This window comes from Shouchella rhizosphaerae (genome assembly GCF_036700015.1).
GTDB classification, from domain to species: Bacteria; Bacillota; Bacilli; order Bacillales; family Bacillaceae_D; genus Shouchella; species Shouchella rhizosphaerae.
In genome coordinates this window covers 424,208-445,487 of the sequence record NZ_CP144921.1, presented here as the reverse complement: position 1 = coordinate 445,487, position 21,280 = coordinate 424,208, and the positions used below count along the sequence as shown (strand labels likewise).

The 21,280-nt window shown below is 45.8% G+C and carries 19 protein-coding genes; all 19 read left to right on the top strand.

The genetic code is table 11. From position 1 onward, the window contains the following. Positions 1-54: 54 nt before the first annotated feature. The 19 genes from V5G21_RS02435 to V5G21_RS02345 all read left to right on the top strand — a co-directional run bounded on the left by V5G21_RS02435 (position 55) and on the right by V5G21_RS02345 (position 21,221). The gene (locus tag V5G21_RS02435) at positions 55-1,257 is read left to right on the top strand and encodes an NAD(P)-dependent malic enzyme (protein ID WP_161797028.1); all 1,203 of its coding nucleotides are present in this window, start codon (positions 55-57) and stop codon (positions 1,255-1,257) included. A gap of 15 nt (positions 1,258-1,272) precedes the next feature. Continuing rightward, on the top strand, positions 1,273-1,938 hold the full coding sequence (locus V5G21_RS02430; protein ID WP_035201901.1) for a FadR/GntR family transcriptional regulator: 666 nt from the start codon (positions 1,273-1,275) through the stop codon (positions 1,936-1,938). A gap of 40 nt (positions 1,939-1,978) precedes the next feature. Next, complete coding sequence (accD, locus tag V5G21_RS02425) at positions 1,979-2,821, top strand: acetyl-CoA carboxylase, carboxyltransferase subunit beta (protein ID WP_063609042.1); 843 nt, start codon at positions 1,979-1,981, stop codon at positions 2,819-2,821. A gap of 18 nt (positions 2,822-2,839) precedes the next feature. After that, positions 2,840-3,814 carry an acetyl-CoA carboxylase carboxyl transferase subunit alpha gene (gene accA, locus V5G21_RS02420; protein WP_011247563.1) on the top strand — a complete coding sequence of 325 codons (975 nt, stop codon included), beginning with the start codon at positions 2,840-2,842 and terminating at the stop codon, positions 3,812-3,814. 149 nt (positions 3,815-3,963) lie between these two features. Then, complete coding sequence (pfkA, locus tag V5G21_RS02415; RefSeq protein WP_011247562.1) at positions 3,964-4,923, top strand: 6-phosphofructokinase; 960 nt, start codon at positions 3,964-3,966, stop codon at positions 4,921-4,923. A gap of 28 nt (positions 4,924-4,951) precedes the next feature. Then, complete coding sequence (gene pyk, locus V5G21_RS02410; RefSeq protein ID WP_011247561.1) at positions 4,952-6,706, top strand: pyruvate kinase; 1,755 nt, start codon at positions 4,952-4,954, stop codon at positions 6,704-6,706. A 125-nt stretch (positions 6,707-6,831) separates the two neighbouring features. Then, a complete protein-coding gene (locus V5G21_RS02405; protein WP_035201898.1) occupies positions 6,832-7,227 on the top strand; it encodes an FxsA family protein in 396 nt (131 codons plus the stop codon). 85 nt (positions 7,228-7,312) lie between these two features. Further along, positions 7,313-7,786, top strand: coding sequence for a DUF441 domain-containing protein (locus V5G21_RS02400; RefSeq protein ID WP_011247559.1), 474 nt, complete (start codon positions 7,313-7,315; stop codon positions 7,784-7,786). 97 nt (positions 7,787-7,883) lie between these two features. After that, positions 7,884-8,999 carry a citrate synthase gene (gene citZ, locus V5G21_RS02395; protein WP_011247558.1) on the top strand — a complete coding sequence of 372 codons (1,116 nt, stop codon included), beginning with the start codon at positions 7,884-7,886 and terminating at the stop codon, positions 8,997-8,999. Positions 9,000-9,051: 52 nt separating this feature from the next. Beyond that, positions 9,052-10,317: an NADP-dependent isocitrate dehydrogenase gene (gene icd / locus V5G21_RS02390; RefSeq protein WP_011247557.1), complete on the top strand. Its 1,266-nt coding sequence runs from the start codon at positions 9,052-9,054 to the stop codon at positions 10,315-10,317. A gap of 50 nt (positions 10,318-10,367) precedes the next feature. Beyond that, entirely contained in the window at positions 10,368-11,312 is a 945-nt protein-coding gene (gene mdh, locus V5G21_RS02385) for a malate dehydrogenase (RefSeq protein WP_011247556.1), read from the top strand. Between the two features lie 500 nt (positions 11,313-11,812). Further along, positions 11,813-12,262, top strand: a complete 450-nt coding sequence (locus V5G21_RS02380; RefSeq protein WP_011247555.1) for an Lrp/AsnC family transcriptional regulator — start codon at positions 11,813-11,815, stop codon at positions 12,260-12,262. 72 nt (positions 12,263-12,334) lie between these two features. Further along, entirely contained in the window at positions 12,335-13,057 is a 723-nt protein-coding gene (locus V5G21_RS02375) for a response regulator transcription factor (RefSeq protein ID WP_035201896.1), read from the top strand. Continuing rightward, positions 13,050-14,822: a two-component system histidine kinase PnpS gene (gene pnpS, locus V5G21_RS02370; RefSeq protein ID WP_035201893.1), complete on the top strand. Its 1,773-nt coding sequence runs from the start codon at positions 13,050-13,052 to the stop codon at positions 14,820-14,822. The genes V5G21_RS02375 and pnpS overlap by 8 nt, the downstream gene beginning before the upstream one ends. A 301-nt stretch (positions 14,823-15,123) precedes the next feature. Next, complete coding sequence (gene polA, locus V5G21_RS02365) at positions 15,124-17,757, top strand: DNA polymerase I (RefSeq protein ID WP_374757915.1); 2,634 nt, start codon at positions 15,124-15,126, stop codon at positions 17,755-17,757. An 11-nt stretch (positions 17,758-17,768) separates the two neighbouring features. Then, the gene (gene mutM / locus V5G21_RS02360) at positions 17,769-18,599 is read left to right on the top strand and encodes a DNA-formamidopyrimidine glycosylase (protein ID WP_011247551.1); all 831 of its coding nucleotides are present in this window, start codon (positions 17,769-17,771) and stop codon (positions 18,597-18,599) included. Positions 18,600-18,660: 61 nt separating this feature from the next. Then, positions 18,661-19,284, top strand: a complete 624-nt coding sequence (gene ytaF, locus V5G21_RS02355) for a sporulation membrane protein YtaF (protein ID WP_011247550.1) — start codon at positions 18,661-18,663, stop codon at positions 19,282-19,284. 15 nt (positions 19,285-19,299) lie between these two features. Further along, on the top strand, positions 19,300-19,893 hold the full coding sequence (coaE, locus tag V5G21_RS02350; protein WP_011247549.1) for a dephospho-CoA kinase: 594 nt from the start codon (positions 19,300-19,302) through the stop codon (positions 19,891-19,893). Between the two features lie 293 nt (positions 19,894-20,186). Beyond that, positions 20,187-21,221, top strand: a complete 1,035-nt coding sequence (locus tag V5G21_RS02345; protein ID WP_011247548.1) for a glyceraldehyde-3-phosphate dehydrogenase — start codon at positions 20,187-20,189, stop codon at positions 21,219-21,221. The last annotated feature ends 59 nt before the right edge of the window (positions 21,222-21,280 follow it).

The following is a 21,280-nucleotide window of genomic DNA, read 5'->3' as shown; positions in this document are numbered from 1 at the left end:
GCAAAACGAAAAGGAGAGAGATACGTGCCAACGACGAGAGAAGAAGCGCTTCACATGCACCGGATAAACCAAGGAAAACTAGAATCAAAAGCGAAAGTCCCAGTGAAGGATGCCCGAGACTTAAGCTTAGCCTATTCCCCAGGTGTAGCCGAGCCGTGCAAAGAAATTTTTGAAGATGTTGAAACGGTGTATGAGTACACGATGAAAGGGAATATGGTTGCTGTCGTCAGCAATGGCACAGCCGTGCTTGGCCTCGGTAACATAGGCCCAGAAGCTTCCCTCCCTGTTATGGAAGGAAAAGCGGTTTTATTTAAGTCGTTTGCCGGTGTAGATGCTTTTCCAATATGCCTCCGTTCAAACGATGTCGATGAAATTGTCAATACGGTGAAGTTGCTTGAGCCGACGTTCGGCGGTGTCAACTTAGAAGATATTGCGGCACCAGACTGCTTTGTGATTGAAGAGCGGCTAAAAAAGGAGACAAATATTCCGATTTTCCACGATGACCAGCATGGGACAGCGATTGTTACCCTTGCAGGCTTGATCAACGCTCTAAAAATTAGCGGCAAAAAACTGTCAGAAATCAAAGTAGTCGCCAATGGCGCAGGAGCTGCTGGGATCGCCATCATTAAATTGATGCTCCGCATGGGTGTGCGCAACATTATTATGTGCGATACGAAAGGCGCAATCTATGAAGGACGCCCATATGGAATGAACGCAGTCAAAGAAGCGGTTGCAAAACGGACAAACATGAATAAAGAAGAAGGCAAGCTTGAAGATGTCATTAAAGGGGCCGACGTGTTTATTGGTGTATCCGTTGAAGGGGCAGTCACAAAAGAAATGGTTGAAAGCATGAATGACAACCCGATTATTTTTGCCATGGCTAACCCTGTTCCAGAAATTATGCCAGAAGATGCGAAAGCAGCAGGCGCTTCTGTTATTGGTACTGGCCGTTCTGATTTCCCGAACCAAGTGAATAATGTTTTGGCTTTTCCAGGAATTTTCCGCGGAGCGCTAGATGCCCGTGCTACCCATATTAACGAAGAGATGAAAGTGGCGGCTGTTTATGCAATTGCCAATTTAGTTTCTGAAGAAGAATTGTCTGTTGATTATGTGATCCCAGCACCATTTGACTCTCGTGTTGCCCCAGCAGTCGCGGCGGCAGTAGCTAAAAAAGCGATGGAAACGGGCGTTGCCCGCGTAAAAGTAGACCCGGAAGAAGTAGCTGAAAAAACACGGAAATTAGCGATTATTGATTGATTGGGCGAGTGAAAAATGGCAGCTGACCAGCCAAAAAGGTATATAGAGATCATTCGGGCCGTAAGTGAGATGATTCAAAACGATGGCTTGAAAAGTGGCGATAAGCTTCCTTCTGAACGGGAACTCAGCGACCGGCTTGATGTCGGTCGCTCCTCTATTCGCGAGGCTTTGCGTGGCCTTGAGCTCCTCGACCTTATTGAAACAAGAAGAGGCGAAGGCACGTTTATGAAGGCGACGTCAAGCTATAAATTGGTCGACCTCTTGCTGTCTTTTGTCCTAAAAGACGAGCAGGCGAGGAAGGATTTGACTGAGACAAGGCGAATTATAGAGTTGGAAGCATTAAAACTTGCTTGTGAGCGAATAACAGACGAGCAAATCAGGAAGCTCGACACGTTGATTTTACGTTCCAAAAAAGAGTGGAATCAAGGAGACTTTCCTGTTGAAGAAGACTATCGTTTTCATAAAACGATTGTAAAATCATGCCAAAACGTCCTGCTATTCCACATTTGGAAATCACTCGTTGCTTTTAATAAAGAAGCGATCAAAGAATCCCTTGAACGGAGCGGCCGTCCTCCTATATCGATAAAAGAACACGAGCAAATTGTGGAGGCGTTAAAGAAGCGTGATAGTGAGCAGGCGCTATTAGCGATGCGTCTTCATTTGCAAAATAGCCGATTTTAAGCAAGGAGCCGGCTTTAGCATCAAGTTAGGAGCGAATATCATGTTAAAAGATATGTTCTCAAAGAAAAAAAGGTACGCGACGATTCCCTCTGAACGGGCTAAGCAGGAAGTGCCAGAAGGGATTATGACCAAATGCCCTTCATGCCGCACGATTATGTATACAAAAGACTTAAAAAAGAACTTGAGTGTGTGCCGGACTTGCGGGCATCACCACCGCATGAGTGCGAGAGAGCGAATTGACTCCATCATTGACGATGGCACGTTTAAAGAAGCATTCGCCTTTGTCAAAGGAGGCAACCCACTGCAGTTCCCAGGGTATGAGGAAAAGCTCGAGAGCGACCGTAAAAAAACCGGTTTGAATGAAGCGGTGGTCACTGGTGAAGGAAAGATAAATGGATATCCCGTTGTCATTGCGGTTATGGACCCCAATTTTCGAATGGCGAGCATGGGCTCAGCGGTCGGGGAAAAGCTAACGAGGGCAATTGAATTGGCCACCGAGACGAGTGTTCCGTTGCTTATTTTTGCTGCCTCAGGGGGAGCGCGCATGCAAGAAGGCATGCTCAGCCTTATGCAAATGGCGAAAACGAGCGCCGCACTTGAGCGGCTGAACCGAGCAGGAGGGCTTTACATTTCGGTTATGACCAATCCGACGACGGGCGGCGTGTCTGCTAGTTTCGCGTCCCTTGGCGATTACAATTTTGCCGAGCCGAAAGCATTAATTGGCTTCGCTGGGCGGCGCATTATTGAACAGACGATTCGTCAGGAACTTCCTGAAGACTTTCAGACAGCAGAATTTCTATTGGAGCATGGCCAGCTTGATCGTGTCATTCCAAGGCTAGAAATGAAAGAAACGCTGACTAAGCTGTTGGCGATGCATCAGTAACAAGGGAGGATATAACCATTGTCTTCGGAACAAGAATTTGAAAAACCGGTCATTGAGCTTAGGCAAAAAATTGCCGACCTCCGTGCATTTGCAATGGAGAGGGATATGGACCTCAGTACAGAAATAAAAAAAATGGAAGCCCGCTTAAGCGAGTTGGAAGAAGAAGTGTACGCCAATTTGCAACCGTGGGAGCGCGTGCAAATCGCCCGTGACCATGAGCGCCCAACAACACTCGATTATGTGGACGTTTTATTTGAGGATTTTTTGGAAATGCACGGCGATCGGCTGTTTGGCGACGATAAAGCCATTGTAGGCGGCATTGCCACTTATAAAGGCAAGCCGGTAACTGTCATTGGCCACCAGCGCGGAAAAGATACAAAAGAAAACATTGTCCGCTATTTTGGCTCTCCACACCCAGAAGGGTACCGCAAAGCGTTGCGCTTAATGAAACAAGCGGAAAAATTCAAGCGCCCGATTATTTGCTTCATCGATACGAAAGGTGCCTATCCTGGAAAAGCAGCGGAAGAGCGCGGCCAAAGCGAAGCAATTGCCCGAAATTTGTTGGAAATGGCCGGATTGAAAGTGCCGACAATTAGCATTGTCATTGGCGAAGGCGGCAGTGGTGGCGCTCTTGCCCTCGGTGTAGCTGATGAAATTCACATGCTGGAAAATGCGACATACTCAGTCATTTCTCCTGAAGGGGCTGCTGCGATTCTTTGGAAAGATGCAGGAAAGGCTAAAAAGGCAGCGGAGTCAATGCGGATCACCGCCCCCGACTTATATGAACTAGGCATTATTGATTCAATTATTCCTGAACCTCGAGGCGGTGCCCAGCGGAATTTGCACCAACAAGCAGACGAAATCGACCGCCTTTTAGAAAAAGCATTAACAAGGCTTGCTGAGAAGCCTGTAGACGTCCTTCTCGATGAACGTTATGAAAAGTTTATGAAAATCGGTCATATCCCTGAGGAAGCGGCAACTACAGGACAATAGGAAGATGGAAGTGCTTTCATTGTTTGGAAGCACTTTTTATTGTGGGACGATACTTGTTTTCGACAAATCAAAGTGGTATCTTTACTTGCAGAGACTGCAGAGAAACACAGCTGCTTTGCTTTGATATGAGTGTGTTAGGAGGATTTGCATTGAAACGGATAGGTGTATTAACAAGTGGCGGGGATTCTCCCGGTATGAACGCGGCCATTCGTGCGGTTGTCCGGAAAGCGATTTTTCATGGTTTGGAAGTGTACGGCATTTCCTATGGGTACCAAGGTTTAATTAATGGCGACATAAAAAAAATGGAGCTTGGCTCTGTCGGTGATATTATTCACCGTGGCGGAACAATGCTTTACACAGCTCGCTGTGAAGAATTTAAAACGTTGGAAGGCCAACAAAAGGGCATTGAACAGCTGAAGAAATTTGGAATTGAAGGGCTAGTCGTTATTGGCGGAGATGGTTCTTACCGCGGCGCTCAACAATTAACGAAACATGGTTTTCCAACAATCGGCGTTCCAGGGACGATTGACAACGATATTCCAGGTACTGATTTTACAATTGGTTTTGATACAGCATTAAATACAGTCATTGACGCGATTGACAAAATTCGTGATACGGCCACTTCTCATGATCGTACATACGTGATTGAAGTAATGGGCCGCCATGCAGGGGATTTGGCTTTGTGGGCTGGCCTTGCCGATGGTGCAGAGACCATTGTCATTCCTGAGGCTGAGCATAATATGGAGCAAATACTCGCAACGATTAAACGTGGCCAAGAACGTGGCAAGAAGCACAGCATTATTGTCGTCGCTGAAGGGGTCGGTTCAGGCATAGAGTTCGGCGACCGGATCAGCAAAGAAATGAATATGGAAACGAGAGTAACCGTGCTCGGCCACATTCAACGCGGAGGATCGCCCACAGGGGCAGACCGTGTTTTGGCGAGCAGACTTGGTGCAAAGGCAGTTGATTTGTTGTTAGAAGGCAAGGCTGGCATGACAGTCGGGATTCAAAAAAATGAACTTGTTTATCACCCAATTGATGAAATTTTAGACCGCCCACACACGATTGATCAAGAAATGTACAAGCTATCTCAGGAATTATCCATTTAACAGCAACACACCTATTAAGGAGGAACGTATGCGTAAAACAAAAATTGTTTGTACGATTGGACCAGCAAGTGAGTCGCTTGAAAAACTAACAGCACTCATCGAAGCGGGGATGAATGTAGCCCGTTTGAATTTTTCACACGGTGATTTTGAAGAGCACGGTGCCCGAATTAAAAACATTCGCGAAGCGGCAAAACGGACTGGAAAAACGGTTGCTATTCTACTTGATACGAAAGGGCCGGAAATCCGCACACAAACGGTAGAAGGCGGAGCGATTGAACTTGAGAAAGGGCAAGAGCTCATTTTGTCAATGAATGAAGTCCAAGGTACGAAAGAAAAGATCTCCATTACGTATCCAGGGCTTTGCGAGGATGTAGAAGTCGGAAGTACGATCTTGCTCGATGATGGCTTAATTGGGCTTGAGGTAAAGGAAATCCGCGACACTGAGCTGGTTACGATTGTTCGCAACAGTGGCGTGCTGAAAAACAAGAAAGGCGTCAACGTCCCAAATGTCAGCGTCAACCTACCGGGGATGACCGAAAAGGATGCAGCCGACATTGTATTTGGGATTGAGCAAAAAGTTGACTTTATAGCCGCCTCCTTTGTGCGCCGCGCTTCTGATGTTCTAGAAATCCGCGAGCTCCTTGAAAAGCATGGCGCTGCAGATACAGCGATTATCCCGAAAATCGAAAACCAAGAAGGCGTTGACAATATCGATGAAATTCTTGAAGTATCGGACGGCCTTATGGTCGCAAGGGGAGACTTAGGTGTAGAAATTCCAGCAGAAGAAGTACCGCTTGTGCAAAAACAGCTCATTAAAAAATGCAATGAGTTGGCCAAGCCGGTCATCACTGCCACGCAAATGCTTGATTCCATGCAACGCAACCCGCGTCCTACACGAGCGGAAGCAAGCGACGTAGCCAACGCTATTTTTGACGGGACAGACGCCATTATGCTTTCTGGTGAAACCGCTGCTGGTGATTACCCTGTAGAATCGGTGCAAACAATGCACAATATTGCCGAACGAACAGAACAAGCCCTCAATTATGAAAACATGCTGCGTCGGAAAAGCAAAGAAGTGAAAACATCGATTACAAGTGCAATTGGCCAGTCTGTTGCTTACACCGCCTCAAACTTGAATGCTGCTGCGATTTTAACAGCGACAGAAAGCGGCTATACAGCACGGATGACATCACGTTTCCGGCCGAAATCGCCAATCTTGGCCGTAACGAGCAATGAGCGTGCTTACCGGAGAATGGCGCTCGTGTGGGGGGTTACGCCAATACTTGGTAAACAAGCAAACACAACTGACGAAATGTTAGACCGTACAGTTGAAGCGGCTGTCGCTACAGGAGTGGTGAAACAAGGTGACCTTGTTATCATTACGGCTGGTGTTCCCGTTGGGGAGTCAGGCACAACGAATTTAATGAAAGTCCATATGCTTGGGGAAGTTGCAGCAAAAGGACAAGGCATCGGACGTCGCTCTGCCTCAGGAAAAGTCGTTGTTGCCCGTGACGCAAAAGAAGCGATTGCAAAAGTAACGGAAGGCTCTGTGCTTGTCACAAAATCAACCGATAAAGACATGATCGAAGCGTTCGAGAAAGCTGCTGCTGTCGTGACTGTAGAAGGCGGTCTTACATCCCATGCAGCTGTTGTTGGCTTAAACTTGAGCACGCCTGTTATCGTCGGTGTAGCCAACGCCCTTGAACGTTTCCAAGACGGCGATGAAGTGACTGTGGACTGCATTAGCGGAAACATTTACAGCGGCCAAGCCCGTGTATTATAATGGAATAATCAAACTGGCTGATAGAAAATGCTTCGCAAACCATGATGGATGCGAGCGTTTGTCTACAGTCTGAAAAGGAGAGGTGAGCCTCTCCTTTTTTACAGTCGGCAAAGGTGGTACGAACAATGAAGAAATCGATTGTCGTCGCTGCGATCGCGATTCCCGTATTGGAACTGTTTATCATTACGGCCTTTGTCAATTGGCTAGGCATATGGCAAACGCTGCTTCTTATGTTTGCTACGTCAATACTAGGCTTTATTTTTGCCAGAAAACAAGGGATGCAAGTGTACCGACTTGCTCGGCTACAGATGCAAAACAGCCAAATTCCAAGCCATGCATTGCTTGATGGGTTGTGCATTTTGTTTGGTGGCATTCTACTCGTTATCCCAGGTTTCTTAACAGACGCCATTGGTTTATTTTTCCTTATTCCATGGACACGTGCGATTGGAAAAGCACTGCTGCTGAAAATCGTTCATAGCAGCATGACAAAAGGGAACTGGACCGTGATAAAACGGCGCTAAGTTTGTCTGAATTTGTGGGATATAGCCGAATTTGCAAAACTGTGTTATGATATGAATTGCCTAGTTGAAGCTGGAGGAGAAACCATTGTTATCTCAGAGTACCTTGTTTTTGTTGCTATTAATGGCGATCGCCCTTATTGCAAAAAACCAATCATTAATCATCGCTATTTCCGTTTTGTTACTGATAAAATGGACAGGGCTTGGAGATAAAGTGTTTCCTCTCATGCAGGCAAAAGGAATCAACCTTGGCGTCACCATTATTACCATAGCTGTCCTTGTGCCGATTGCTACAGGGGATATTGGGTTCAAACAGCTGGGAGAAGCAACAAAATCATTGTATGCATGGGTTGCACTTGGCAGCGGCATCGCTGTTGCGCTCGTAGCTGCAAGTGGCATTGACTTGCTGAAAAACGATCCGCATATTACAGCTGCCCTCGTACTTGGCACCATCGTCGCTGTTTCTTTTTTAAACGGCGTTGCGGTCGGCCCTTTAATTGGTGCAGGCATTGCTTATTTGACGATGCGCGCTATCCAATACATCGCCCAACTATGGGGATAAGTGTCACGGCCGTATCATCCTTTACGACGTTTTTCGTAACCGCTTTACCAGGCGTTGTGCGCGAAGGGATCATATTTACAGAAAAGGAGAGATAAAGGTGACTACAACTCGTGGTTTAGAAGGTATTGTGGCAACACAATCGAGCGTTAGCTCCATTATTGATGATGAATTAACGTACCATGGTTATGGCATTGACGACCTGGCCGAAAATGCTAGTTTTGAAGAGGTCGTTTATTTGCTGTGGAATGGTGAATTGCCTACGAAAGAAGAATTGGAATCGTTTTCAAGAGCGCTTGCTGAACAAGCGGGCGTCCCCGATGAAATTTTCGAACAAATGAAAGCCTATCCAATCGATAGCGTCCATCCAATGGCTGCCCTGCGCACATCTGTTTCAATGCTTGGTTTGTTTGATGATGAAGCAGAATCAGTCGAGGAAGAAAAAAATTACCGCAAAGCGATTAAACTTCAAGCAAAAATTCCTACAATTGTTGCCGGCTTTGAGCGGATCCGTTCTGGCAAAGAACCGATTGCTCCAAACAAGGAGTTATCGTTTGCAGCAAATTTCCTATACATGTTAACGGGCGAAAACCCAGATGCGATTTCAGTAAAAGCTTTTAATAAAGCGCTTGTGCTCCATGCGGATCATGAACTGAACGCCTCAACATTTACGGCGCGTGTTTGTGTAGCGACGCTGTCTGATATGTATTCAGGCATTACAGCGGCAATTGGCGCATTGAAAGGGCCTCTTCATGGCGGCGCAAATGAGGGCGTCATGAAAATGCTTCTTGAAATCGAAGAATTTGAGCGAGTGGAACCGTATATCCAGAAAGCGCTTGATAATAAAGAGAAAATCATGGGCTTTGGCCATCGTGTATACAAAAATGGCGATCCTCGGGCTAAGCATTTGCGGGAAATGTCCAAACAACTAACAGACGTTATTAAAGAATCAAAATGGTACGACATGTCTTTGCGGATTGAAGAATTGGTCACCACTCAAAAAGGCTTGCTGCCAAACGTTGATTTTTATTCAGCGACTGTATACCATAGTCTTGGGATTAAACATGATTTGTTCACGCCGATTTTTGCGATCAGCCGCACATCTGGCTGGATTGCCCATATCCTCGAACAGTATGCAAACAACCGCCTGATTCGTCCGCGTGCTGAGTATGTCGGTCCGAACAAACGCAGCTACAAACCAGTAGAATCACGATAGTCCTAGGCGGAGGAAACTCCGTTCTACATAAACATCTTTAGGAGGTTTTACTATGGCAGCAGAAAAAATTCAAACTCAAAACGGTGTTTTAAACGTTCCAAACGAGCCAATCGTTCCATTCATTGAAGGCGATGGTACAGGCCCAGACATTTGGGCAGCAGCTTCTCGTGTTCTTGATGCTGCAGTTGAGAAAGCATACAACGGCGAGCGCAAAATCCACTGGAAAGAAATTCTTGCCGGTGAAAAAGCGTACAACGAAACAGGAGAATGGCTTCCAGCAGAAACGCTTGACGCTGTCCGCGAATATTTAATTGCGATTAAAGGACCTTTAACGACGCCAATTGGCGGCGGCATCCGCTCATTAAACGTAGCGCTCCGCCAAGAGCTTGATTTGTTCACGTGTCTCCGTCCAGTCCGTTATTTTACAGGAGTGCCATCTCCAGTGAAACGTCCTGAAGATACGGACATGGTCATCTTCCGTGAAAATACAGAAGACATTTATGCAGGGATTGAATTTAAAGAAGGCTCTGACGAAGTGAAAAAGCTAATTGCCTTTTTGCAAGATGAGCTTGGTGCAACGAATATCCGCTTCCCTGAAACTTCTGGTATCGGCGTAAAACCTGTATCGAAGGAAGGAACAGAGCGCCTCGTCCGTTCTGCCATTCAATATGCGCTTGATGAAGGCCGCAAGAGCGTGACGCTTGTCCATAAAGGCAACATCATGAAATTTACAGAAGGCGCGTTTAAAAACTGGGGTTACGAATTGGCTGAGCGTGAGTTTGGCGATAAAGTATTTACATGGGCTGAGTACGATAAAATTGTGGAAGAAAGTGGCCGCGAAGCTGCCGATAAAGCGCAAAGCGAAGCAGAAGCTGCTGGCAAAATTATTGTGAAAGATGCCATTGCCGACATTTTCTTGCAGCAAATTTTGACTCGCCCGAAAGAGTTTGATGTGGTTGCGACGATGAACTTAAACGGCGATTACATTTCCGATGCTCTTGCTGCTCAAGTAGGCGGAATCGGCATTGCTCCAGGAGCAAACATCAACTATGATACAGGTCATGCCATTTTTGAAGCGACACATGGCACGGCGCCAAAATATGCGGGACTCGACAAAGTCAACCCTTCCTCAGTCCTGTTGTCAGGAGAACTGCTTTTGCGTCACCTTGGCTGGACAGAAGCAGCAGATTTAATTATGGCGTCAATGGACAAAACGATTGCCAGCAAAGTTGTTACTTATGATTTTGCCCGCTTGATGGATGGCGCAACAGAAGTGTCTTGCTCAGGATTTGCAGATGAATTGATCAAAAATCTATAAATCTATTTCGTGATAAGCAGATGGACTACACACGTTGAGGAGTGTTTGGCATGGCAATTAAACGAAGAAAAATTTCTGTAATCGGCAGTGGCTTTACAGGAGCTACCACTGCGCTTATGGTTGCCCAAAAAGAGCTAGGGGATGTTGTTTTATTGGACATTCCAAACATGGAAGGTCCTACGAAAGGAAAGGCCCTTGATATGCTTGAATCGACACCTGTCCAAGGCGTCGATTCAACGATCACGGGTACCTCTAGCTACGAAGATACGAAAGATTCGGATGTCGTTGTCATTACGGCTGGCATTGCCCGCAAACCGGGAATGAGCCGTGATGATCTTGTAGCCACAAATGCAAAAATCATGAAGTCTGTCACAAAAGAAGTTGTTAAGTATTCGCCTAACAGCTACATTATCGTTTTGACCAACCCTGCTGACGCGATGACGTATACGGTTTATAAAGAATCAGGCTTTCCGAAAAACCGTGTCATCGGCCAGTCTGGCGTTCTTGACACAGCACGTTTCCGCACGTTTGTCGCCCAAGAACTAAATGTATCCGTAGAGGATGTCACTGGTTTTGTCTTAGGCGGCCATGGAGATGATATGGTTCCGCTTATCCGTTATTCAGCAGCAGGCGGTGTGCCGTTAACAAAACTGATCGCTCCAGAACGGATTGAAGAAATTGTTGAACGCACGCGCAAAGGCGGCGGCGAAATCGTTGGCTTATTAGGCAATGGCAGCGCCTATTACGCACCAGCTGCTTCGCTTACACAAATGGTCGAAGCGATCTTGAAAGACAAAAAACGCATTATCCCAACAATTGCCTACCTCGAAGGCGAGTATGGGCAGCATGACCTGTACTTAGGCGTACCGACCATTCTTGGTGGTGACGGCATTGAGAAAGTCATTGAGCTTGACTTGACAGAGGAAGAAAAGGCACAATTGGACAAATCAGTACAATCGGTGCGCAATGTAATGGCAGCATTGCCAGCGGAGTAATAGGAAAGCTAGAGGCTCTTCCAAAAGCCTATAATTGAACAATGGGAGTAGAGATTTGACATAAACTCTACTCCCATTTTCTTGATCGATTGTTTTTCAAGCGATGTTGTTATTTGGCAGACCCGTGTGGGTTTGATTGGGTGTAATCGATGTGGCAATGGACTTTCATTTCCCGTACAGCCTGCTTTGCATGGACACTTATCATCGAGCATGCCCATTCATAATCAGCTTGTATCCGTGGCGATCCGTACGTCGGCTATAGGCTATAGCCACGCCATGTTACCCAACACTCATAAAAGTGGTTCTCGAGCATGCTTATTTATGTGGGCTGCTCTTTTTCACGTCTTGCATCGTTGCCATCCCCTCATCTTCAATCGGGCTATTATTGAAGAAGACATTTAAAGAGTTTTGCTTATCAACTAGAAGGATGTTGTGATTTATGGTTTAATGAATGAAGTGTTTACTATTCATTTTGATTCAATTTGAAAAAGGTGACTGAAATGGATAAAATGGATCGCGATATTCTGAAATTGTTGCAGGAGAATGCGCGAATGACAATCAGTGAATTATCAAAAGAATTGGCGCTAAGCCGTCCTAGTATGTCGGAAAGGCTGCTGCGGCTTCAAGAGAAAGGCATTATTGAACATTTCACCACACGCGTCTCACTGAAAAAAATTGGCAAAGATATACTGTTGCTGATCCAAGTCAGTGGTTTAAAAGTGCCTGTTGCGGAATTTGAAGAAATGGTGCGACAGGAGCATGACATTATTGAATGCCACCGGGTAACAGGTGAAGTGAGCTACTTTATTAAAGCGGCTGTATCAGATGTAGGCAGCATGAGGAAATTAATTGACCGCCTTATTCCGTATGGAACGATTAATACGTCTACTGTATTAAATTCCCCAGTGCCCTATCGGATTATTTTGCCTGATGAAGAGGGATATGAGTAAAAAGTTTGCTATACTAGCATTATAAAGAGAGAGACCGTTCAAATCAAAAAGTTAGGAGTGTAGGAAGCACCTATGGCAAAGCGGATACTCGTAGTTGATGACGAACCGTCCATCTCGACGCTCTTGAAATACAATTTAGAGCAAGCGGGCTTTGAAGTCGAAACCAAATTGGATGGCCAAGCAGGTTTTGACCGAGCAAAAGAAGCAGATTTTGACCTCATTATCCTGGACCTCATGCTCCCTGGCATGGACGGCATGGATGTATGTCGGCAGCTAAGACAAGAACAAATTTTTGTGCCGATTCTCATGCTTACCGCCAAAGATGATGAGTTCGATAAAGTTCTTGGCTTAGAACTTGGGGCTGACGATTACATGACAAAGCCGTTCTCCCCAAGGGAAGTGACCGCGCGGGTGCGGGCAATCCTTCGTCGAATTGAACAAACAGGCGGAGCCGTAGCGAAGAATGAACAAGGAAAAGGCAAAAGCATTCAAATTGCCGATTTGACGATTTACCCGCAAAACTACGAAGTTTATGTGAAAAAAGAACTGCTTACATTAACGCCAAAAGAATTTGAACTGCTTGTTTATTTGGCAGACCATAAAGGGCGGGTGCTTACACGAGATCAGCTTCTGAACGCTGTATGGAACTATGAATTTGTTGGCGATACACGAATTGTGGACGTGCATATTAGCCACCTCCGCGACAAGATTGAGCCTAATTCTAAAAAACCAGTCTATATTAAAACGATTCGTGGCCTTGGCTATAAGCTAGAGGAACCAGCAAAGAATGAATAAACTCCGCAACCGTTTTATTTTCAGCATTATGCTCGTTATCACGCTTGTTCTCCTAGTATTAGGATTAACGCTTGGTTCCTGGTCAAACGAGCGCTATGTTGACTTTGTTTCAGAGCGTGTTAAAAATGAAGCAGCACTAGCGGTTTGGGCAGTCATGCGCGATGGCTATCCAAATAGCACGCAAGCCCAACAAATTGCAGAAGAAATTGGGACTGAAATTGAAGCACGGCTAACGATCATTGATGCTGAAGGGAACGTCATTGGCGATTCATGGGCTGATCCAAAAGAAATGGAAAACCATCTTGATCGCCCAGAAATCCAGCGTGCTCGCCTCGATGATGAATTGGAACTGCGCTTTAGTGAAACCATTGGTGAAGAATTGCTTTATTACGCACTTCCTTTAGAAGAAGGCAGGGAAATGTTCGGCTATGTCCGCGTCGGTGTGTCTGTAGAGCCGTTGAACCATATGAATCGGACGGTATGGACGGTTATTGGCGTCAGCTTTTTAGGAGCATTCATTTTCATTTTGTTTTTAATTACACGCATCACCAAACAAATTATCCATCCGATTGACCAAGCGACAAAAGCGGCTATTCGCCTAGCCGAGGGCGATTATCAGACTAGGACTTATGAAGATCACCATAAAGAACTTGGGCTGTTAGGCCGTTCCATTAATGCGCTTGCGTATAATTTGGAGCAATTATCGAGACGCCACCAGGCACAGCAAGACCGAATGGCTGCTCTAATTGACCATATGGGAAGTGCGCTCTTGTTTATGAATGTTCGTGGCGATGTGGTGCTGTTGAACCAAACGACAGAGCAAGTGTTTGAAGTCGATAGCAGTGATTGGCTTTCAAAACCGTACTACCATGTATTTCCGAGCCAACCTCTTATCCAGTTTGTGCAATTGGTTTATATGACAGAGAAGAAACAGCGCAGCCTAATCGAATGGACGAAGCATTTTTCAACTCGCGTCTATGATGTATACGGCGCGCCGGTAATGGCGGATTCGGGCAGGCTCAGAGGTGTGACGCTTGTCATGCACGACATTACCGAACAAAAAAAGCTAGAGCAAGTTCGCAAAGACTTTGTTGCCAACGTTTCTCATGAGTTGAAAACGCCCGTTACATCGATTAAAGGTTTTGCAGAAACGCTCCTTGATGGGGCGATCAACGATCCCGTGCTTTCGAAACAGTTTACAGAGATCATATGGAAAGAAAGCGACAGGCTACAAATGCTAATCGTCGATTTGTTGGAGCTGTCGAAAATTGAGAATGCCCAGTTTAAGCTCGATTTGGAAGATATGTCATTGAAAGACATCACGGAAGATGTGTTTGAACTAGTGCGGGGCAAAGCTGAAGAAAAAGGCATGCACTTGCATATACAAGAACAAGGCAGCTCCGTGATTGAAGGGGATCGGCAACGGTTGAAGCAAGTTGTGTTGAACCTAGTTTCCAATGCGATCGCCTATACGCCATCAGGCGGCCATGTAACGGTCGCACTCAAAGAACAAAAGGACGCTGTTGTTCTAAAAGTGCAAGATACAGGAATTGGCATCGACCCAAAAGAAACATTGCGCATTTTTGAACGTTTTTACCGAGTTGACCGGGCGAGAAGCCGCAATTCGGGAGGGACGGGATTAGGCCTTGCAATCGTCAAGCATTTGGCCGAAGCACACCATGCAAAAATAGAAGTGCAGAGCGAAGAGGGCAAAGGAACCGAGTTTTCCTTGACGTTCCCAAAAAAACAGCCAAGCACACTTTAACAAAATCTTTACACAATGTTCATCAAGGCTTAATGGCGCGCGCTTACACTAAGGGAGAACGGTCAGTAATGAGATCGGTATCCCTCTTCCGATCAGCCCTTTTTAAAGGCAAGAGTGAAACTCTTGCCTTCTTTTTGGTTGACTAAACACGTATACTGCTTTCTCTTGTAGCAACTAGCCTCGATTCATCAGCCATTCTTCCTGCCTTCCTGCGTACGTTCGTTCGCATATGCTTTTTTCTTTTCCAGTGACTATGGTACAATAAGAATACATGTATAGATCGAGAAAGGGGCTCTCCTGCTTGAAAAAATTAGTGCTTATTGACGGCAACAGCATTGCTTACCGTGCATTTTTTGCATTGCCGCTTTTAAATAATGAAAAAGGCGAATATACAAATGCTGTCTACGGCTTTACGACCATGTTGTTGAAGGTTCTCGAAGACGAAAAACCGAGCCATATGCTTGTCGCCTTTGATGCAGGGAAATCGACGTTCCGCCATCAGACTTATGCGGCTTATAAAGGCACGAGGCAGAAAACGCCATCAGAGCTATCTGGGCAAATTCCAATGATTCACCAAGTGCTCGATGCGTTTTCGATTAAGCGTTATGAAGTAGACGAATACGAAGCAGACGACATTATCGGCACGGCGGCAACGAATGCAGCAAAAGAAGGCTTTGACGTTGTTGTCATTACAGGTGATAAAGATTTGCTTCAATTGGTTGATGACCGTGTTGAAGTCGTGCTGACGAAAAAAGGCATTTCTGAAGTGGATCGCTATAATCGTGAAAAAGTGGCTGAACGCTACGGGCTTGAACCGAGACAAATTATTGATTTAAAAGGGTTAATGGGCGATTCGTCTGATAACATTCCAGGTGTTCCCGGCGTAGGTGAGAAAACGGCACTAAAATTGCTTGCCGAATTCCGCGACGTAGAAACGGTGCTTGATTCGATTGATGCGATCTCTGGGAAGAAGCTGAAAGAACGTCTTCAAGAGAATAAAGACCAAGCCCTCCTAAGCAAAAAACTCGCCACAATTGCCCTTGACGTGCCACTTGCCGAAACGCTTGATTCGTTCGAGTATGGCGGATATGAGTATAAACAAGTTAAAGAAGCGTTTAAAGAGCTGTCTTTTCATTCGTTGCTTGGCCGCATTGACGGCAACGGCGATGAAGAAAGTGCACCACAGCAATTGACGGAACTGGATTTTGATATCGTTGAAGAACCGTTGCCTGAACATTTTTCCAGCCCGTCAGCGTTAGTCGTCGAAGTGTTAGCGGAAAACTACCATCAAGCCGAAATTGCCGGTATGGCGGTGGCGAACGAGAAGGGCTGCTTTTATTTCCCGACTGAGAAAGCAGTGAAGTCAGACGCGTTTAGGGCATTTGCCCGTTCGCAAGAAAAAAAGAAATGGCTGTTTGACGCAAAGCGCGCTGTCGTCGCTTTAGCCTGGCATGGGGTTGAATTAAACGGCGTTGATTTTGACTTGCAAATGGCTTCCTATTTGCTCGATCCATCGCTGTCATCCCACGAAATTAGCGACATTGCTACCCGTAAAGGGACAGGTGGCGTGGCTGAAGATGAAGCTGTATACGGCAAAGGCGCCAAGCGCTCTCTTCCAGAAGAGGCCGCCCTAGCCGAACATCTTTGCCGTAAAGCGAATGCCATGTTTACGTTAAAAAGCACATTGGAAGATGAACTGGCGCAAAATGAGCAGCTTGAATTGCTCAAGAAGTTAGAAATGCCATTGTCTGTTGTACTTGGCCGTATGGAAAAAGAAGGTGTCCGTGTCGACCGAGAACAACTTGAGGAAATGGGCAAAGATTTATCGGATCGCTTGAACACTCTAGAAAAGGCGATTCATAAAGAAGCTGGAGAACCATTCAATATTAATTCACCGAAACAGCTTGGCGTTATCCTGTTTGAAAAACTAGGGTTGCCGCCTGTGAAAAAAACAAAAACAGGCTATTCCACTAGTGCTGATGTATTGGAAAAACTTGCAGGCACACATCCAATTATTGAACACCTTCTTCTTTACCGGCAACTTGGCAAGCTCTATTCAACATACATCGAAGGGTTGCTTAAAGTGATCGATTCGGAAACAGGGAAAGTCCATACCCGTTTTAACCAAGCTTTAACGCAAACAGGACGCCTTTCGTCGACAGACCCGAATTTGCAAAACATCCCTATCCGTTTAGAGGAAGGAAGAAAAATCCGCAAAGCATTCGTTGCCTCGAAGGAAGGCTGGAAAATAGTTGCGGCTGATTACTCGCAAATTGAGCTCCGTGTCCTCGCCCATATTTCTGGCGATGAACGGATGAAGGAAGCGTTTTTAACGGGGATGGACATCCATACAAAAACGGCAATGGATGTTTTCCATGTAAAACGTGAGGAAGTTACTGATTTGATGAGAAGGAGCGCGAAGGCCGTCAATTTTGGGATTGTCTACGGCATAAGCGATTATGGGCTCTCACAAAGCCTAGGAATTACGAGAAAAGAAGCGAAAGACTTTATCGACCGCTATTTAGCAAGTTATCCACAAGTGAAAGCTTATATGGAGAATGTGGTGAAAGAAGCAAAGGAGAAGGGGTATGTCCAAACACTGCTTGCGAGAAGGCGTTATTTGCCTGAACTGAAAAGCCGCAATTTCAATCAGCGCAGTTTTGCAGAACGGACAGCGATGAACACACCCATCCAAGGGACCGCAGCTGACATTATTAAACGGGCGATGGTGAAAATGAGTGAAGCGTTAGAAGAAACAGGGCTTAAAGCAAACATGTTGCTCCAAGTCCATGACGAACTCATTTTTGAAGTGGCGCCTGACGATGTGGAACCGTTACAAGAGCTTGTCACAGAAGTAATGGAACAGGCACTTGAGCTTGATGTGCCTTTACAAGTGGATGTCTCTAGCGGAAATTCATGGTTTGACGCGAAATAAGGAGAAGAGAAATGCCAGAATTACCGGAAGTAGAAACGGTACGCCGAACACTTTTGCAGTTGGTTAAGAACAAGACCATTGCGGACGTGGACGTCGGCTGGCCGAAAATGATTAAAGAACCAGATGATGTAGAACGTTTTATACAGCTATTAAAGGGACAAACGATCGAAGACATCGGGCGCAGAGGCAAATTTTTGCTGTTTGTGCTCAACGACTATGTACTTGTCTCCCATTTGCGGATGGAAGGGCGCTATGGTTTGTATCAACCAACGGATGAAAAAACGAAGCATACGCATGTCGTCTTTTCGTTTACAGATGGGTCTGAATTACGTTATGCGGATGTGCGCAAATTCGGTACGATGCATTTGTTTGCTAAAGGGGCCGAACACGTTGCCATGCCTCTTGCCCAGCTAGGCGTTGAACCTTTTTCCGAACAGTTTACGGTCGAATTGCTGGAACAAGCTTATGCAAAAACAACAAGAGCGATTAAAACAGCATTGCTTGACCAGAAAACAGTCGTGGGGCTCGGCAATATTTATGTCGATGAAGCGCTCTTTCATGCAGGTATCCATCCTGAACGGACGGCTTCATCACTGTCAAAGGAAGAATATCACAACCTTCATAAGGAAATTAAAAGAACGCTTAAAGAAGCGATTGAGGCAGGGGGCAGCTCGATAAAATCGTATGTAAACGGCCAAGGGGAAATCGGCATGTTCCAACAACAGCTCCACGTTTATGGCCGTAAACAACAACCGTGCCATCATTGCGACACAGCGATTGAAAAGACAGTCGTTGGCGGGCGCGGAACTCACTATTGCCCCAATTGCCAACCACGGCCGTGAACAATGACAAAGTCCTCTCCATATACTAATGGCAACGAACATTAGACAGGAGGGGCTTCTATTGGCAACATTGGTTATGTTGGCCGCGGCAGTTAGCCTTGATAGTTTTGGTGTCGGGTTTGCCTACGGCACTCGTCGTATCAAAATACCACTCATATCGCTTTTATTTATTGCAGCTTGTTCAGGTATCTCTATTTTAATCGCTATGTCAGTTGGTTCTGCCTTATCGATGTGGTTGTCGCCTGACGTGGCTGAATTGCTCGGAGCGATCATTTTAATAGGCCTTGGCTGTTGGACTGTTTATGCAGCATATCGGCCGAAAAAAGAGCGGAAGCCGCGTGTTAAACAGACGAAAATGGATTTTACGATTCGCTTATTCGGGTTTGTTATCCATATTTTACGGGAACCAGAAAGCGCCGACATCGACCGTTCCGGCACAGTGACTGGAAAGGAAGCCCTTTTACTTGGCCTCGCCCTATCACTTGATGCCTTTGGCGCTGGGATTGGCGCTGCGTTAATGGGCCTTTCCCCTCTTGGCCTTGCGACATGTACGGCTATTTTAAGCGCCTTGTTTGTCACACTAGGTATGACGTTTGGCTACCGGACAGCACGGTTGAAGTGGGTGCAAAAAATGGCATTCATTCCAGGCTGCTTGCTGCTCATTATCGGCGTGATGAAATTGTAGGAGGAACATGTACTTATGAGAATTGGCTTAACTGGCGGGATTGCCAGCGGAAAATCGCTTGTGGCAACCTATTTGGAGAAACAGGGCATTCCGGTTGTTGATGCAGATAAACTTGCACGTCAGGTCGTAGAGCCTGGCGAGCCAGCGCTTGCCCAAATCGTCGCGACATTTGGCGAACACGTTCTCCAGGACGACGGCACGTTAGATCGGAAACAGTTAGGGGCGATCATTTTTGGTGACGAACAAAAAAGGAAGCAGTTGAATGAAATTGTTCATCCCGCTGTACGGCAATCGATGAAAAAACAGGCCGATCTATACGAACAAAGGGGCTACACTCGAGTTGTGCTCGACATCCCCTTGTTATACGAAAGCAACTTGTTTCATATGGTCAACCAAGTTTGGCTCGTGTATGTAGACGAAGCAACTCAGCTTCGGCGTTTAATTGAGCGAGATGGCTTAACTGAAACAGAGGCGAAACAACGAATTGCTGCGCAAATGCCATTAACCGCCAAAAAAGCACAGGCCGACGTGCTCATAGACAATAATGGAACGAAGGAAAACACCTACCGACAAGTATACGATGCGTTGGCTAAGACCGCCCACGAATAGGCGGTCACAGCCTGAAGACAAGCGCTCGCATACGTCGTTGCTCACCTCGTTCATATGCTCATGAACCCATTTTCTATTCGCATCTTCACTCGGTTTCGCGCCTCGTCTGACAAACGCTTTCTTTCAGTCTGGACAGTTGTCGACAGAGTCGACAACTTAAGACCGCCATTGAATAGGCGGTCTTTTTTGTGCCTAAATTGAAATTGGTTCACGTTTTTGGTTTATTTATGTTATACTATTTCATATAATATTGGTAAAAAGGATAACATAATAACCTGAAGGGGCTGGACTTTATGAATGTGAAAATGGCAATCAACGGGTTTGGACGAATTGGTCGAATGGTGTTCCGAAAAGCTTTTTTAGAAGGGAAAGTGGACATTACCGCGATCAATGCTTCTTACCCCGCAGACACATTGGCTCATTTAATCAAATACGATTCCATTCATGGGCCATTTATGGCCGACGTTTATGCGAAAGATGGGCAGTTATTCGTAAATGGAAAGAAGATTGAATTGCTCGCTGAACGGGATCCGCGGCGCTTGCCTTGGGAAGCGTTAGGGATTGATATTGTCATTGAAGCAACTGGAAAATTTAAAACAAAAGAAGCGGCCGGTGCTCATTTGCAAGCAGGCGCGAAAAAGGTGATTATTACAGCTCCGGCAAAGGGCGAAGATGCAACGATTGTCGTCGGTGTAAATGAAAGCGACTACAATCCACAAGAAGATCACATTCTCTCGAATGCCTCATGTACAACCAATTGCCTAGCCCCAGTTGCGAAAGTCCTCGACGAAAAATTTGGGATTGAATCAGGGATGATGACAACGGTGCATTCGTATACGAATGACCAGAAAAACATTGACAACCCCCATAAAGATTTGCGGCGCGCCCGTGCATGTGGACAGTCCATCATCCCGACATCGACTGGAGCGGCTAAGGCCCTATCAAAAGTGTTGCCGAATTTGGACGGCAAACTAACAGGAATGGCGCTTCGCGTGCCAACGCCAAATGTTTCGTTAGTTGATTTAGTTGTGAATTTAAAAACAGAAACCACTGCAGAAGCCATCAACAACGCCTTTTGGGAAGCTTCACAAGGAACACTTAAAGGGATCTTAGGAATTACAGATGAACCTCTTGTTTCAATCGACTTTAATGGTGAGGAACAATCGGCGGTTGTGGACGGTCAATCAACGGCAGTTTTAAACAATCGTCAAGCAAAAGTCCTTGCTTGGTATGACAATGAATGGGGCTATTCATGCAGAGTAGTTGATTTAATGAATCATGTCGCAGCCCAGATGTCGACAAAAGAAGAAATCCATTCTGCATCGTAAGCATGCTGTAAAATTGTTTAGAAATCCAGTTGCAATCGCGGTGTAAACCAAGTATACTG

What these genes read in the sequence shown, in the direction of transcription:
- V5G21_RS02430 (WP_035201901.1), top strand. Translation starts at nt 1,273, where the DNA reads ATGGCAGCTGACCAGCCAAAAAGGTATATAGAGATCATTCGGGCCGTA.
- V5G21_RS02380 (WP_011247555.1), top strand. Translation starts at nt 11,813, where the DNA reads ATGGATAAAATGGATCGCGATATTCTGAAATTGTTGCAGGAGAATGCG.
- accD (WP_063609042.1), top strand. Translation starts at nt 1,979, where the DNA reads ATGTTAAAAGATATGTTCTCAAAGAAAAAAAGGTACGCGACGATTCCC.
- V5G21_RS02435 (WP_161797028.1), top strand. Translation starts at nt 55, where the DNA reads ATGCACCGGATAAACCAAGGAAAACTAGAATCAAAAGCGAAAGTCCCA.
- mutM (WP_011247551.1), top strand. Translation starts at nt 17,769, where the DNA reads ATGCCAGAATTACCGGAAGTAGAAACGGTACGCCGAACACTTTTGCAG.
- icd (WP_011247557.1), top strand. Translation starts at nt 9,052, where the DNA reads ATGGCAGCAGAAAAAATTCAAACTCAAAACGGTGTTTTAAACGTTCCA.
- V5G21_RS02375 (WP_035201896.1), top strand. Translation starts at nt 12,335, where the DNA reads ATGGCAAAGCGGATACTCGTAGTTGATGACGAACCGTCCATCTCGACG.
- pnpS (WP_035201893.1), top strand. Translation starts at nt 13,050, where the DNA reads ATGAATAAACTCCGCAACCGTTTTATTTTCAGCATTATGCTCGTTATC.
- V5G21_RS02345 (WP_011247548.1), top strand. Translation starts at nt 20,187, where the DNA reads ATGAATGTGAAAATGGCAATCAACGGGTTTGGACGAATTGGTCGAATG.
- mdh (WP_011247556.1), top strand. Translation starts at nt 10,368, where the DNA reads ATGGCAATTAAACGAAGAAAAATTTCTGTAATCGGCAGTGGCTTTACA.
- V5G21_RS02405 (WP_035201898.1), top strand. Translation starts at nt 6,832, where the DNA reads ATGAAGAAATCGATTGTCGTCGCTGCGATCGCGATTCCCGTATTGGAA.
- pyk (WP_011247561.1), top strand. Translation starts at nt 4,952, where the DNA reads ATGCGTAAAACAAAAATTGTTTGTACGATTGGACCAGCAAGTGAGTCG.
- coaE (WP_011247549.1), top strand. Translation starts at nt 19,300, where the DNA reads ATGAGAATTGGCTTAACTGGCGGGATTGCCAGCGGAAAATCGCTTGTG.